The 14293-nt window shown below is 70.2% G+C and carries 14 protein-coding genes; 12 read left to right on the top strand and 2 right to left on the bottom strand.

What is annotated here, in order from left to right:
• Positions 1-117 precede the first annotated feature (117 nt).
• Both FHX37_RS09465 and FHX37_RS09460 read left to right on the top strand, forming a co-directional pair.
• A complete protein-coding gene (locus tag FHX37_RS09465; protein ID WP_141923575.1) occupies positions 118-1284 on the top strand; it encodes an XdhC family protein in 1167 nt (388 codons plus the stop codon).
• A 40-nt stretch (positions 1285-1324) separates the two neighbouring features.
• Entirely contained in the window at positions 1325-1933 is a 609-nt protein-coding gene (locus tag FHX37_RS09460; protein WP_141925151.1) for a nucleotidyltransferase family protein, read from the top strand.
• A 63-nt stretch (positions 1934-1996) separates the two neighbouring features.
• On the opposite strand, the gene FHX37_RS09455 is transcribed toward FHX37_RS09460, so the two are convergent.
• Both FHX37_RS09455 and FHX37_RS09450 read right to left on the bottom strand, forming a co-directional pair.
• Positions 1997-4513: a protein kinase domain-containing protein gene (locus FHX37_RS09455; RefSeq protein WP_141923574.1), complete on the bottom strand. Its 2517-nt coding sequence runs from the start codon at positions 4511-4513 to the stop codon at positions 1997-1999.
• 171 nt (positions 4514-4684) lie between these two features.
• The gene (locus FHX37_RS09450) at positions 4685-5230 is read right to left on the bottom strand and encodes a YceI family protein (RefSeq protein WP_141923573.1); all 546 of its coding nucleotides are present in this window, start codon (positions 5228-5230) and stop codon (positions 4685-4687) included.
• A 193-nt stretch (positions 5231-5423) separates the two neighbouring features.
• On the opposite strand from FHX37_RS09450, the gene FHX37_RS09445 reads away from it, so the two are divergent.
• The 10 genes from FHX37_RS09445 to FHX37_RS09400 all read left to right on the top strand — a co-directional run bounded on the left by FHX37_RS09445 (position 5424) and on the right by FHX37_RS09400 (position 13935).
• Positions 5424-6116, top strand: a complete 693-nt coding sequence (locus FHX37_RS09445) for an SseB family protein (RefSeq protein ID WP_141923572.1) — start codon at positions 5424-5426, stop codon at positions 6114-6116.
• A gap of 102 nt (positions 6117-6218) precedes the next feature.
• Positions 6219-7043 carry a prepilin peptidase gene (locus FHX37_RS09440; protein ID WP_141923571.1) on the top strand — a complete coding sequence of 275 codons (825 nt, stop codon included), beginning with the start codon at positions 6219-6221 and terminating at the stop codon, positions 7041-7043.
• A gap of 66 nt (positions 7044-7109) precedes the next feature.
• Positions 7110-8327: a chorismate synthase gene (gene aroC / locus FHX37_RS09435; RefSeq protein WP_141923570.1), complete on the top strand. Its 1218-nt coding sequence runs from the start codon at positions 7110-7112 to the stop codon at positions 8325-8327.
• Positions 8324-8848 carry a shikimate kinase gene (locus tag FHX37_RS09430; RefSeq protein ID WP_141923569.1) on the top strand — a complete coding sequence of 175 codons (525 nt, stop codon included), beginning with the start codon at positions 8324-8326 and terminating at the stop codon, positions 8846-8848. Before aroC ends, FHX37_RS09430 begins: the two co-directional genes overlap by 4 nt.
• A complete protein-coding gene (gene aroB, locus FHX37_RS09425; protein WP_141923568.1) occupies positions 8845-9924 on the top strand; it encodes a 3-dehydroquinate synthase in 1080 nt (359 codons plus the stop codon). The genes FHX37_RS09430 and aroB overlap by 4 nt, the downstream gene beginning before the upstream one ends.
• Positions 9925-10071: 147 nt before the next feature.
• Complete coding sequence (efp, locus tag FHX37_RS09420; protein WP_141923567.1) at positions 10072-10635, top strand: elongation factor P; 564 nt, start codon at positions 10072-10074, stop codon at positions 10633-10635.
• Between the two features lie 46 nt (positions 10636-10681).
• Positions 10682-11098 carry a transcription antitermination factor NusB gene (gene nusB / locus FHX37_RS09415; protein WP_141923566.1) on the top strand — a complete coding sequence of 139 codons (417 nt, stop codon included), beginning with the start codon at positions 10682-10684 and terminating at the stop codon, positions 11096-11098.
• Between the two features lie 30 nt (positions 11099-11128).
• Positions 11129-11920, top strand: coding sequence for a methyltransferase (locus tag FHX37_RS09410; protein ID WP_141923565.1), 792 nt, complete (start codon positions 11129-11131; stop codon positions 11918-11920).
• 78 nt (positions 11921-11998) lie between these two features.
• Complete coding sequence (locus FHX37_RS09405) at positions 11999-13270, top strand: DNA polymerase IV (protein ID WP_141923564.1); 1272 nt, start codon at positions 11999-12001, stop codon at positions 13268-13270.
• 272 nt (positions 13271-13542) lie between these two features.
• On the top strand, positions 13543-13935 hold the full coding sequence (locus FHX37_RS09400) for a DUF3040 domain-containing protein (protein ID WP_141923563.1): 393 nt from the start codon (positions 13543-13545) through the stop codon (positions 13933-13935).
• The last annotated feature ends 358 nt before the right edge of the window (positions 13936-14293 follow it).

Raw genomic sequence — 14293 nt, 5'->3', positions numbered from 1 at the left:
TGTGTTCACTGACGAGTGCGCCCGGCCGATTTTGGAGAATCGTGCTCTCCTCCCAACAACGTGCGGCTCCTAAGCTGGTTCCCAGGACAGTAGGCGGATGCACGGGAAGGGTGCCACGTGCGGGACATTCGCTCGGCCGTCACGGAGTTCTACGACTCCGGTGAGACGTTCGCTCTCGCCACGGTCATCGACACCTACAGGAGTGCGCCCCGGGAAGCCGGCGCGGCGCTGGCCGTGAGCGCCTCCGGAGAGGTCGCCGGAAGCGTGTCCGGAGGATGCGTGGAGGGCGCCGTCTACGAACTGGCACAACAGGTGATGGCCACGGGCGAACCCGTCTGCGAGCAGTACGGCATCACCGACGAGGACGCTTTCGCTTCCGGTCTGACCTGTGGCGGCGTACTGCGTGTCTTCGTGGAACCGGTCAACCCCCGGCTCTATCCCCAGCTGTCCGGCGTGCTGGAGAGCATCGCGGTACACGAGCCCGTGGCGGTGGTCACCCTCGTCTCCGGTGCCGGGCGTGCGGGGAAGCGCCGGGTGGTGCGGCAGCAGGGCTCCGAGGGAACGTTGGGAAGCGGCCAGCTGGATGCGGCCGTGGACGAGGAGGTCCGGGGCGCGCTCGCGCACGGCGGTACGGAAATCCGCCGCTACGGTCCCGAGGGGCAGTGCGACGGCGACGAGGTCGAGGTGTTCGTGCAGTCGTTCACCCCACCGCCGCGGATGCTGGTGTTCGGCGCGATCGACTTCGCCGCGGCGGTCGCCGACATCGGGAGCTACCTGGGGTACCACGTGACCGTGTGCGACGCGCGGCCGGTTTTCGTCACCTCCAAGCGTTTCCCCACCGCCGACGAGGTCGTGGTCAGATGGCCCCACGTGTTCCTCGAGGAGGTCGCGGAGGGGCTCGACGAACGTACGGCGATCTGCGTACTGACACACGACCCGAAGTTCGACGTTCCCGCGTTGCAGGCGGCGTTCCGCACCCGCGCCGGCTACATCGGGGCGATGGGCAGTCGGCGAACCCACGAGGACCGGCTGGCACGGCTGCGCGCGGCGGGTGTGGACGAGGCGGACCTCGACCGGTTGTGCTCCCCCATCGGGTTGGACCTGGGAGCCCGTACACCGGAGGAGACGGCGGTCTCGGTGGCCGCCGAACTCATCCAGGGCAGACGGGGAGGAAGCGGCCGCCCGCTGCGGACGACCAGCGGCCGCATCCACAGCACACCCCTGGTGGGATCCGCTCCGTCGGCGGGAGACACCGACGACCGGGACGGCGGGTTCCGGGCATGAACGACACTCTCCCCACCACACGTAACCGGGCCGGAGCATGATGTCCGCGGTCCGGGGGAAGCACGCGCCGGTGGCCGGGGTTCTCCTCGCCGCCGGCGAGGGGAGCCGGTTGGGCGGCCCCAAGGCGGTGGTGACGGTGGCGGGGGAACGGCTCGCTGACCGCGGCGTGCGGACGCTGCGCGACGGCGGCTGCGAACCGGTGTGTGTCGTGAGCGGAGCTGTCGGGGTGACCGTGGCGGGCGCCTGGATCGTGGACAATCCCTTGTGGGAAAGCGGCCTGGGAACCTCGCTGCGGGCCGGCCTGGACGCGTTGCCGGAGGACGTCGGGGCGGCGGTCGTGGCCCTGGCGGACCAGCCCCTGGTGACCGCGGTCGCCGTGCGGCGGCTGTGTGACGCCCACCGGGCGGGGGCGAGCGTGGCGGTGGCGACGTACGAGGGGCTCCCGCGCAACCCGGTGCTGTTGTCCCGTGAACACTGGCCTGAGGTGCGTAGCCTGGCGACGGGAGACGTCGGCGCGCGTCCCTTCCTCCGTGCCAACCCTCACCTTGTCACGCCGGTCCCCTGTGACGACGCCGGTTCCCCCGAGGACGTGGATACCCGGGATGACCTGGAACGCATCCGGGAAACACTCGACGCGGGATCCGACTGAACCGCGGTTTCCCGAATCGGCGGCGGGAGGACGTGACGTTCCGGGCGGCCTGCCCCGAGCTGATCAGCCGAGGAGCGAGTCCAACGGGATGAGCACGCCGCCGCCCAGAGCGCGGACGCTCCCCAGAAGCACGACCGCCAGCAGCACCGTACCGACCACGGCCAGCCGCCGCGCCATCAGCTGGGTTCTGGCCCTGCGGCGGTCGCTCGCGGTCGTGCGTCCGAGCAGGAACAGCACCAGGCCGAGCAGAACCGGGTACCACCACTGCCCGCTGTCGCCCAGTGTCTCGGCGACGGAGCTCGCGGTCCCGGTAACCGGCCGCACCGCCCCGTCGCCGCTGAAGTCCACCAGGGAGACGTAGGCGGCACCGGCAGGGTTGTCGCCGGGAAAGTACCCGTCGCCGCGCAGCACCCGACCGAGACCGTCGACCAGTCCCAACAGCGCGACCGGGTAGACGAACCGGCGGCACCGGCCGGCACCCATCGCTTTCTGCAACTGGCGCATCCCGCGATCGAGGCGTTTCCTCTCCGCCTTCCCACCCCGCGACGGGTAGTCGTGACCGGTCGCGGGAGGTTCCCCGACCGTGGGATCGCCCACTGCCGTGGAACCTGGCTGCGACCGACGCGTCAACCGTTCGCGCAGCCAGTACCAACCGCTGACGCAGCCGCTGGCCGCCCGCTGCCACCGGTTGTGCCAGCGGGCCCTGCTGTTCGCCCGGTCGTGCTCCCGCTGCGTGTCCCCAGCCCGGGACGCGGCGGGCAGCAGGAGGAGCGCCGTGGCCAACGCGGCCGTCGTGTCCACGGGAGTGCTGCCGGAACCGCCGTGCAACCCGGCGGTACGCAACCCGCGCCACCAGGCGAGGCGAGGGGCGTTGCTCCGCTGCGCCGGATGCCAGGACTGGGCACGCAGCAGCCGCCGTTGGCGGGTCCACGCTCGGGGGTCGAGCACCAGCTCGGCCACACGCGCCCAGCACGTGTCCCATTCGTGGCGGGCGGGCGTGCCGGCGCCGTGTTCACTGGCCAGAAGCCGTACCCGCTCCTCGACACGCTCCATGACCAGGGGAACCTCGTGGTGGACACGCTCCAGCAGCGCACAGCGCCCGGTTCCCTCGGTCCGGCACTCGGAGTGGTCGCACCAGTGCCGTGCGGCCAGCTCCAGCGCGCCGAACTCGACGGCCTCCCGCAGGACCGCGTGTTGGCGCTGCTCCCCCGAGACCAGCCGCAGTACGCCCTCGGCGCTCGTCTCGTGCCCCCGGTACCGCGGCGGCATCCCGGGGACGAACCGTGCGGCAAGGGCGCTTATCGCCACGTGGACGCGTTCCGGGCGCTGCTCGAGGTCGGTGAGATACCCCCGGTCGAACGTGTAGTCGTTGACCTCCCGGTCCAGCCAGGTCCGCACCGTCGGCCAGTGGGTGCCCAGCCACACCTCGCCCTTGTCGGAGCGGTCGAGCAGGTCGAACGCGAGGCTGGGCGGGTCGTGGTGGGAGACGTCGGCGAAGCGTATGGGCGATGTCGTCCGGGAGGAGGCCAACTGCGGACGTTCACCGGACAGCCACTGCCGTACCTCGGCGTACCCCCAGCGCCCCGAGGCGTCGGGGGTGAGCAGGCCCCGGGCCAGCAGCCGCCACTCCTCATCGGCGACGGCGGAAACGTCGACCCCCGTACTGCGCGCCACCAACCAGTTCTCGCCGCGTTCCGGACGCCGTCCGGTCACCAGTTCGTGGACCATCACTCCCAGGGACCACCACGCCGCGGGAGCCTCCCTGCGGCCCTCCACGACCTCGGGGGCAGCGTAGTCCTGGGTGACCGCCAGACCGCCGTACACGCGGCTCATCGTGGCCCGCACGGCGCCGCCGAAGTCGGTGAGGGCGAAAACGGGAGGGTCGCTGCTGCGGACGAGCAGGTTCTCGGGTTTGACGTCCGTGTGGTTGTGGTTGAGGGAGTCCTGCCAGTAGTGCAGGCACTCCGCGATGGCGGAGACGATCTCGCGGGCGCGTTCCTCGGGCAGCGGGGCGTCCTCCAGCAGTCCCCGCAGCGATCCGCCGGAGAAGTACTCCTGGGCCTCCCAGGCGGTCTCCTCGTCCCACGAGGAACGCGCGTAGCCGTAGTCGTGGATGGCCGGTGCGTGGGGTGCGGCGCTGCTGCGGGCACGCAGCCGGTCCAGGAGCTCGCGGTTGATGTCGTGCCCCGGACGGTAGACCTTCAGCGCGAGCGGGCGCTGCGGCTCGCCACGCGGCTCGGCGCGGTAGACGACGGCCTCTCCGCCCGCTCCGATGCGGTCGTGGATGGCGTACCGGCGGCGGAGTTCTGCCGGGACCGCGTATTCCAGCTCTGCGGCCGGACGGATGACCAACCGGGAGACGAGGCCGGCGAGCCAGGAGAGGAACCGCTGCCAGGGCCGGGGCCGGTGCGGACGCCGGGACTGCGGCGATGCGGACACGCGCGTGTTCCGGCCGGTGTCGGGACGCAGGATCCGAGTGGCCCGGCGTGTGGGACCGGCGTCGTGTCCCGACCGTCCCGGGGCGGCGGGTTCGACTCTTTCCGTGGGTGCGTTGGGGTCCGGCTCGTCTGGCGTGGCCATGGTGCGGGCGGCGTCTCTCGGCTGAGGGTCCGGTTGCGGTACGACGCCTCCAGCCTAGGGCTACCCGCCCCCGGCGGGGGCGGGTAGCCCTAGGCTTCGTGAGCTCTACCACGGTCCCGGGTCCGGCACTGGTCGGGATCGGGCGGCAGGGCCGGAACCCGGCCGTGCGGTTCAGCCCTCGTCGAGTGTGAACTCGGCGTCGATCTCGATCCTGATGCGGTCGCCGACGACCACGCCGCCACCCTCCATGGGCATCTCGATGTCCACTCCGAACGTTTTGCGGCTGATCTCGGTCTCGGCGTGGAAGCCGGCGCGGAGCATGCCGTAGGGGTCGCGGGTGGAGCCGTTGAACTCCAGTTTCATCTCGACCGGGTTGGTGTTGCCCTTGATCGTGAGGTTCCCGGTGAGAACGAGGTCGTCGCCGGACTGGCGGGCCTCGGTCGAGACGAAGTGGAACTGCGGGTGGTTCTCGACGTCGAAGAAGTCGGCGGAGCGCACGTGGTCGTCGCGCTGCTGGTTGCCGGTGTTGATGGACGAGGCGTCGATCGTGGCTTCCAGCGAGGAGGCGAACGGGTCCTCCGGGACGGTCAGCGTGGCGTCGAACCGCTCGAAACTCCCGCGTACCTTGCTGACCATCATGTGACGGACGGAGAACGTCACCTCGGAGTGCACGGGGTCGATCCGCCACGTTCCGACGGGAAGTTGCTGCTCGCTCACGGGGTCCTCCTGTGACTAGGGTATGTGCGGTTACTCCATGTGATGGTACCGTCACATCTTTACTTTAAGAGAAATAACTTTCAAGGAAGATAATTTATTTCCGGTGGGGAACGTCAACCGCGGCCCCCCGTCCGTCGCGACCGTCGCGCCCATCCCCGCCGGGAGTTCCACGCTGAGGCGGTAGGCTTCCCCTGTGAACGGACCATCCATCATCGGTGCACAGCGCTTCTCCAACGACGACGGATCCGCGGACCCGCTGGTGAGCGAGCGGCTGGCGGCCTACGAGCGAGGGGAGGCCAGTGAACGGGAAGTACTGGCCGCGCTCGGGACCCGCCGCGTGCTCGTGCCCGTGCTCGCCGCCCCCGCCGAGGGGAACGGCACCGGTACGGAGCGGAACAGTGACGTCACCCTCCCGCTGATCTCCGGACCGGAAGGGCGCCGGGGCGTCCCCGCCTTCACCTCCGCGGCCGCACTGGGGGCGTGGCGCACGGACGCGCGCCCCGTACCGCTGAGCGCCGCCGAAGCGTGCGGCGCCGCGCTGGAGGAGGGCGCCGACGCGCTGGTCCTCGACATCGCGGGACCGGTGACCTACACCGTCCAGGGGCGTTTCCTCACCGCCCTGGCCGAACGCGGCGCGTTGCCCGAGCCGCGCGAGGACCCGGAGGTCCTGGCGGGCATCTACCGCGTGACACACACCGAGTTCGGCATCGAGCGAGTCCGGGTCCTGGAGTCCGACCGGGCGGACATCGGCATCCGCCTGGAGCTGGAACAACGCGACGACGACTCCCTGCGGCACCTCGCCCGACGCCTCGACGCGGTGCTCGCCCCCCTGCTGCCCGGCGGGGTGGAGCTCAGCGCCGTGGTTCGCTCCGGTCAGGAGGAGTGAGGCCGCTCCCGTCCCCGTGTGGAGGACAACGGATAGGACCCGGACCCGGTACGCCCCGGTGGTGCGGAGGAACCCTCCCGGGATCTGTACGATCAGCACACGATGCTCTCGCTCCTGCCCTCCGCCGCGGACGCCGTGTTCGCCCTGTGCCTTGGCGCAGCCGGTATTCCGGTGGGGCTCGCCACGGGCCGCACCGTTTCCCTGTTCCACCGGCACGAACCCGCCTCCGAGGCGTCCGGACCACCGCCACCCTCCTGCCCCCGGTGTGACGCCGAGGTCGGGTTCGCGCGCTGGGCGCCGGTACCCCGCGACTACCGGTTGCCGGTGCGGGGCCGCTGCCCCGCCTGCGCGACCCCCGTCGGCGAGTCCGTCCCCACGGCGGTACTCACCGCGGCGACGTTCGCGCTGGTCGGCCTCACCAGAGGGCTGGAGGGAGCCGGCCGCGCGCCAGCGGAGACCGTGGCCCTCCTGTTCCTCTGTTCCGTGGGCGTGCTGCTGTCCGTCGTCGACGCGCGGGTGCAGCGGCTGCCCAACGCCCTCGTGTTCCCCTCCTACGTGGTGGCCCTCGTGCTGCTGGCCACCGCCTCCGGGCTCTCCGCCGACGCCGGACCCATGGTCGGGGCCCTCCTCGGCCTTGTCGGACTGTGGGCCTTCTACTGGCTGCTGTGGTTCATCTATCCGGCGGGTATGGGCTGGGGGGACGTGAAACTCGCCGGTGTGCTCGGCCTCTACCTCGGATGGGAGGGGACGGGAAGCGTGGTCTCGGCCACCTTCCTGGCCTCGCTCCTCTCCGCCTCCCTCGGCCTGGTGCTGATCCTGCTGGGGAGAGCGACCCGCAAGAGCAGGATCCCGTTCGGTCCTTTCATGGTCGCCGGAGCACTGGCGGTTATCCTGTTCGGTGACCCGATGTCTCTCCTGTTCTCCTGAGTGCCGCCGCGACGGGCGGCTCGGGTCGTTGCGCCGTCACCCCGTCGAACATGGGAAGATCGGAGTATGTTGCGCTGGCTGACCGCGGGCGAGTCCCATGGGCCCAAACTCGTAGCGATACTGGAGGGGCTTCCGGCAGGTGTGTCCGTCACTTCCTCGGACCTCGCCGCCGCCCTGTCCCGGCGCCGCGCCGGATACGGCCGCGGCGCCCGGATGAAGTTCGAACAGGACGAGGTCACCTTCACGGGGGGTGTCCGGCACGGTGCCACCATGGGAGGCCCCGTCGCTGTCGAGGTGGGCAACACCGAGTGGCCCAAGTGGGAACGCGTCATGTCCCCTGACCCCGTCCCCGAGGAGGAACTGGAGGGGCTGGCGCGCAACGCGCCGTTGACCCGCCCCCGGCCGGGGCACGCCGACCTCGTGGGCATGCAGAAGTACGGTCACGACGAGGCGCGTCCGGTCCTGGAACGCGCCAGCGCACGGGAGACCGCCGCCCGCGTGGCCATCGGTGAGGTCGCACGACGGTTCTGCCAGCAGGCGCTCGGAGTGCGCATCCTCAGCCACGTCGTCTCCATGGGGACCGTCGAGGTGTCCGAGGAGCACGCGCCAGGGCCCCACGACATGGAACGCGTCGACGCCGACCCGGTGCGTTGCCTCGACCCGGAGGCCAGCGCCCGGATGGTCGCCGAGGTGGACGACACGAAGAAGTCCGGGGACACGTTGGGCGGCGTCGTCGAGGTTCTCGCCTACGGCCTGCCCCCCGGGCTGGGGAGCCACGTCCACTGGGACCGCCGCCTGGACGGCCGGCTCGCGAGTGCCCTCATGGGGGTGCACGCCATCAAGGGCGTCGAGGTCGGGGACGGCTTCCGCACTGCGGCGCGCCGCGGTTCCGCGGCGCACGACGAGATCGAACCCGCCGGGGACAGCACGGGGGTGAACCGCCGGAGCAACCGGGCCGGTGGCGTCGAGGGCGGCATGACCACGGGAGAGCCGCTACGGGTGCGCGCGGCGATGAAGCCCATAGCGACGGTGCCGCGCGCTCTGGAGACCGTCGACGTGGCCACGGGCGAGGCGACCCAGGCGCACCACCAGCGCAGCGACGTCACGGCGGTCCCCGCGGCCGGGGTGGTGGCCGAAGCGATGGTCGCCCTGGTGCTCGCCGAGGCGGCGGTGGAGAAGTTCGGTGGGGACTCGGTGGGAGAGACCGAGCAGAACCTGCGTTCCTACCTGAAAACGCTGGAAGACCGCGGCTGGACGGGAACACGTCCTGGAGGAGACGAATGACTGCGCCGACAGCGGTTCTCATCGGATCACCCGGCTCCGGGAAGAGCACGGTCGGCCGCGCGCTGGCCGAGCGTCTGGGGACGCAGCTGGTGGACACGGACGCCGAGATCGAGACGCGCGCGGGCAAGACGATCAGTGACATGTTCGTCGACGACGGAGAGGCGGCGTTCCGCGCGCTGGAGCGTGAGGTGGTCGCGGAGAGCCTGACCGGATGCTCGGGCGTCCTGGCGCTGGGTGGCGGGGCGGTCCTCGACCCGGACACCCAGCGGGACCTGGCCGACCACCATGTGGTCTACCTGCAGGTGGAGTTCTCGGATGCGGCCAAGCGCGTCGGCATGGACCAGGCCCGTCCCATGCTGGCGATCAACCCGCGGACGAGGCTGAAGAAGCTGTTGGAGGAGCGGTTGCCGATCTACGAGGGGTTGGCCACCGTGACGGTGCCGACCAGTGGCTACCACCCCGAGGAGGTCGTCGACGAGCTCCTGACCACGCTGCCCGGACGCCGGGACGGCCGGTCATGACAGTGAGCCGGATCGCGGTGGGCGGCAGCTCGGACCGCTACGAGGTCGTGATCGGCAACGGCGTCTCCGCGGAGCTGCCCCACCTGGTGGGAAGCAGCGCGGAGCGGGTGGCGGTGCTGTACACCGGGAACACGTGGCTGATCGCGCGCCCCCTGGTGGAGGCGCTGGAGGCCGCGGGCCACACGGTCCACTCCATGCTGGTCCCCGACGGCGAGGCCGCCAAGGACGCGACCGTCGCAGCACAGCTGTGGGGAAAGCTCGGCCGGGCCGGCTTCACCCGCAGCGACGCGGTCGTTGGTATCGGCGGGGGAGCGGTCACCGACCTCGCCGGCTTCGTCGCCGCCACCTGGCTGCGCGGGGTCCGCTGCGTTCTGGTACCCACCACCATGCTCGGCATGGTGGACGCCGCTGTCGGCGGCAAGACCGGGATCAACACCGACGAGGGCAAGAACCTCGTGGGAGCGTTCCACCCGCCGGCGGGTGTCCTGTGTGACCTCGACGCCCTGTCGACCCTGCCCGCCGACGACCACATCGCTGGTCTGGCGGAGGTCGTCAAGGCCGGTTTCATCGCCGACACCGCCATCGTGGACCTGGTGGAGTCCGACCCCCGGGAGGCCAGCAGGCCCGAGGGGAGGCACACCCGGGAGCTGGTGGAACGCGCCGTGGCGGTGAAAGCCGAGGTCGTCTCGGCCGACCTGCGGGAGAGCGGCCGGCGGGAGATGCTGAACTACGGCCACACCCTGGGGCACGCGATCGAGCGTGTCGAGGGCTACACCTTCCGGCACGGGTACGCGGTCAGTGTCGGGATGCTGTTCGCCGCGGAACTGTCCCGGTTGGACGGCCGTATCGGGGCGGAGGTGGTGCACCGCCACCGGGATGTCCTGTCCTCGGTCGGACTTCCCGTCAGCTATCCGGAAGCGGCCTGGCCGCGACTCAACGAGGCGATGCGGGTGGACAAGAAGGCGCGCGGAGCCACGCTCCGGTTCGTGGTCCTGGACGCCCCGGGGAGGCCGGCGCTCCTCGCCTCCCCCTCGGAGGACCTTCTCACCGCTGCGTACCGGGCGGTGAGCGTCTGAACACCCCCACTCCGCGAACCCACTAGACTGGACAGGTGCGAGAGACAGGACCGGCAACGGTTGCGCGTCCCCGAGACGGGTCGACGCCGCCGGCCGGGATCCCGTCCCGTGATCGACTGCGCCCGAACCCTTGGGGAGACGACCGAAGTGGCCACGACGAACGACCTGAAGAACGGCACGACCCTGAAGCTCGACGGCGGCGAGCTCTGGAACGTGGTGGAGTTCCAGCACGTGAAGCCCGGTAAGGGTGGTGCGTTTGTGCGCACCAAGCTGAAGAACGTCACCTCCGGCAAGGTCGTGGACAAGACGTTCAACGCCGGCGCCAAGGTCGAGTTCGCCAACGTCGACCGGCGCGAGATGCAGTACCTCTACAACGACGGTGAGTCCTTCGTCTTCATGGACGCCGAGACATACGACCAGATCATCGTGCCCGACCAGGTCGTCGGCAAGAACGCCGACTTCATGATGGAGAGCGCCACCGTCACCGTCGCCATGCACGAGGGCGAGCCGCTCTACGTGGAGCTTCCCCCGTCCATCGAGGTGACGATCACCGAGACCGCGCCCGGAGTCCAGGGAGACCGCTCGACCGGCGGCACGAAGTCGGCGACGGTGGAGACGGGAGCGACCGTCCAGGTTCCGCTGTTCATCGGCAACGGTGAGCGAATCAAGGTCGACACCCGTAGCGGTGACTACCTCGGCCGTGTCAATTGAGGACACTGCACCCACGAACCGTAGCCGAACGCGAGCGGAGAGAGCAGTGAGCAGCGCGCGACGCAAGGCCCGAAAGCGCGCGGTCGAGGTACTCTACGAAGCAGAACTGCGTTCGACCACCGCGCCGCAGGTGATCGAACGCAGGCGCCGCGGGGAGTCGGAACCGCCGATCAACGAGTTCACCGAGCGGCTCGCCACGGCCGTCGACGAGCGCCGTGCGCGCATCGACGAGCTGATCGAGGAGTACGCCATCGGGTGGACGCTGGAGCGGATGCCCACGGTCGACCGCAACATCCTCCGCATGGGCGCGTACGAGCTGCTGTGGGACAGTGACATCCCGGACAAGGTGGCGATCGCGGAGGCTGTCGCCGTTGCCAAGGACCTGTCCACCGAGGAGTCACCGACGTTCGTCAACGGTCTGCTCTCGCGTTTGATGGAGAACAAGGCGACACTCGCGCTGTAGTCTGCGGAGTGCCGATCAGGAAGGACTGGCGTGACGGACAAGGACGGCGGCGCATCCACCGAGGGCACAGCTGCCGGTAGCCCCAGGGAAGCGAGCGTCACTCGCCCCGCCGTGGTGTGGGAGGCGTTGCAGGGCCTGCTGGCCGGCCTCAGTCCCGGCGGCGACACTCCGTTGGAGATCGTCGACGCGGGAGGTGGCACCGGTGGCGCCGCCGTTCCGCTCGCCGAGCTGGGACACCGGGTGACCGTGGTCGAGCCCAGCCCCGACTCGCTGGCCGCCCTGGAACGCCGCGCGGCGGAAGCCGGGGTCCGTGTACAGGCGCTGCAGGGGGAGACGGGAGATCTCTCCCGGTTGCTTCCCGCGCGGGAGGCGCATCTCGTCCTCGTCCACAACGTGCTGGAGTACGTGGACGATCCACTGCGGGCACTGACCGACGTCATGGAGATCACCCGCCCGGGCGGGGCGGTGAGCGTACTCGCGGCGAACACGGTCGCGGGCGCCCTGCACCGGGCCCTGGCGGGACACGTTTCCGAGGCCCACCAGCTGTTGGTGGATCCGGACGGGCGCTGGGGGAGCGGTGACCCGATGCCGCGCCGGTTCACCGCGGAGCAGCTCACCGAACTGGCCGAACGTACGGGGTTGATCGAGCCGAGCACCAGAGGCGTGCGCGTCTTCGCCGACCTGCTCCCCGGGCGCGCCTGTGACGCGGATACGCAGGAGGGGCCGCAACTCCTGGCTCTGGAGCGGATCGCGGCGGCCCACCCGGCACTCTCGGGCATCGCTACCCAACTGCACGTTGTGGCGCACCGCCCCGGGGCGTGACCCCGGCCCCGCGCGGCGTCCGCCGGCCGCCGCGTAGAGCCCGTTGGTGTCCCGCGCGTCCCACGGCAGACTGTGGGTATGAGTCGTCGTCAGCTCGAGCGTGGAACACCGTTGCGCGGGGCCGTGGGGCCAGAGGGCCTCAGGCGGTTACCCGGTGGGGCGGAGCAGGACGGCGACTGCCGCGTACTGCACATCGACATGGACGCCTTCTATGCCAGTGTCGAGCAGCTGAGGCGCCCGGAGGTGCGGGGGAAGCCCCTCATCGTCGGCGGTACGGGAAACCGGGGGGTCGTCTCCTCGGCCGACTACACGGCCCGTACCTACGGAGTGCACTCGGCGATGCCCATGGCCCGGGCGCTGCGACTGTGCCCCCGGGCTGTCGTGCTTCCGCCGGACGGGGAGGAGTACCAGCGCGTCTCCCGCGAGGTGGGCCGGATCCTGCGGTCCGTCACCCCCGAGGTGGAACCACTCTCGGCGGACGAGGCGTTCCTCGACGTGTCGGGCTCCCGCCGTCGGCTCGGCAGCCCCGTACGTATCGCCGAGCTGGTCCGGGAACGGATCCACGCGGAGCAGGGGCTCACCTGTTCGGTAGGGGTCGCGGCGACCAAGTTCGTCGCGAAACTCGCCTCGACCCATTGCAAACCGGACGGGATGCTTCTGGTTCCCACCGAGTACGTCCACGATTTCCTGCACCCGCTGCCGGTCGGAGCGCTGTGGGGAGTGGGGGAGCGGACGGAGTCCGCGCTCGGGGCGCTGGGAGCGCGTACGATCGGGGACGTCGCTCGTATCCCCGCCCAGACGCTGCGGCACACCCTGGGCCAGGCCGCCGGGAACCATCTCGCGGCGTTGGCGGCGGGTCGGGACGAACGCCCCGTCGTCCCGACGGCGCCGGACAAGAGTGTCGGCGTGGAACAGACGTTCTCCCACGACGTCGCCGACGCGGAAGTGATAGGGCGCGAGCTGCTGCGGCTCTCCGAGACGGTGGCGCGGCGGCTCCGTGCTGAGGACCAGGCGGGCCGCACGGTGGTGGTGAAGCTGCGCCGGTCCGATTTCACGACGATCACCCGTTCCCGGACGTTGACCGCACCCACCGACGTGGCCCGGGACATCAACGCGGCAGCACGGGAGCTCTACCTGGCAGCCGGTCTGGAGCGGACACCGCTGCGTCTGGTGGGAGTCCGTGCCGAGGGGCTCGTCACGGCTTCCCGCGTCTCGCGCCAACCCGTTCTGGACGAGCCGGAAAACGGGTGGCGCGAGGCGGAACAGGCGATGGACCACATCGCCCGGAAGTTCGGTACCGGTGCTGTTCTTCCTGCCACGTTGGCACAGCGTGAGGAACGTGACACATAGTCTGGCACCATCGGTGCGGCATCGTTCGTTGCATATGTGGACGGCACCACGGGGGCGGGGCCGTCCCGTGCGGTCCAAAACCGTGGTGACGTGTGGAGGTGGAGTCCGTGGCGTGGTGTTTCGTAGTGGCGGTGAGGGTACCGTGAGTGATGTGGGTCAGCTACATGTGGATCGCTTCTTTTCATTAGCAGCTATGTCGCCGTATTCTGGGCGTAGCACTATTCATTACAATGCTGTTCAGCACCCGCTGGGGACTGTCATTGGGAGGCGCCGTGCCGCTCTCTGAACACGAGCAGCGTATGCTCGACCAGATCGAGCAGGCGCTCTACGCTGAGGATCCGAAATTCGCCAACACCGTGCGACAGACGACTCCTGCGGTCCATTACAAGCGTTGGATCGTCAAGGCGTCGATCGGGTTCGCGCTCGGCATCATTCTGCTGATGGCTGGCGTCTTCCTCCAGCAGCCGGTCGTTAGCATCATCGGTTTCGTCGCCATGCTGGCATGCGCCCTGTGGGGCATGTCCGGTTGGCGACGTGCGGCGGGAGGCGGAGGTACGGAGAAGACCGCTGCCGCGTCCCGTCCCAAGCAGCGTCGCCAGCAACGCCCCGGGATGATGCAGCGTTTCGAGGAACGCTGGCGCCGGCGGCAGGAGGGCGACCAGTAGCTTCGTCTCGCCAGTTCTTCCCAGCGGTGGATCGCGCCCGCCAACACGTTGTGGCGGGCGCTCACTTGTGTCCCGGGGCGTTCGGGGCAGGCCCGTGAACCCCGGGCTCACGGGCGGAAGGCGCGAGCCGCCGTGTGTCCCAACGCGGTGCCGGAACCTGGTCGCCGACGCGCGCCGCGTTCCGTGGCCGGAGACCGGTGGCTCGTGTCCGGTCGCTACCACCACGTTTTCCGCGGTTCCCCCGGAAGCTGGGTCCGGCCCGCCGCGTGTGACGTGCTGTCCGGTGGGACCCTGGAATACGGGGCGGGAAACGCCTCCGGTGGGCTGTGTCCCCTTAAGCACGGGCCCGCCCGTCGGC

This window comes from Haloactinospora alba (assembly GCF_006717075.1).
Taxonomy (GTDB): Bacteria; Actinomycetota; Actinomycetes; order Streptosporangiales; family Streptosporangiaceae; genus Haloactinospora; species Haloactinospora alba.
The sequence above is the reverse complement of the archived record's forward strand: the minus strand, read 5'-3'. Positions and strand labels throughout refer to the sequence as shown.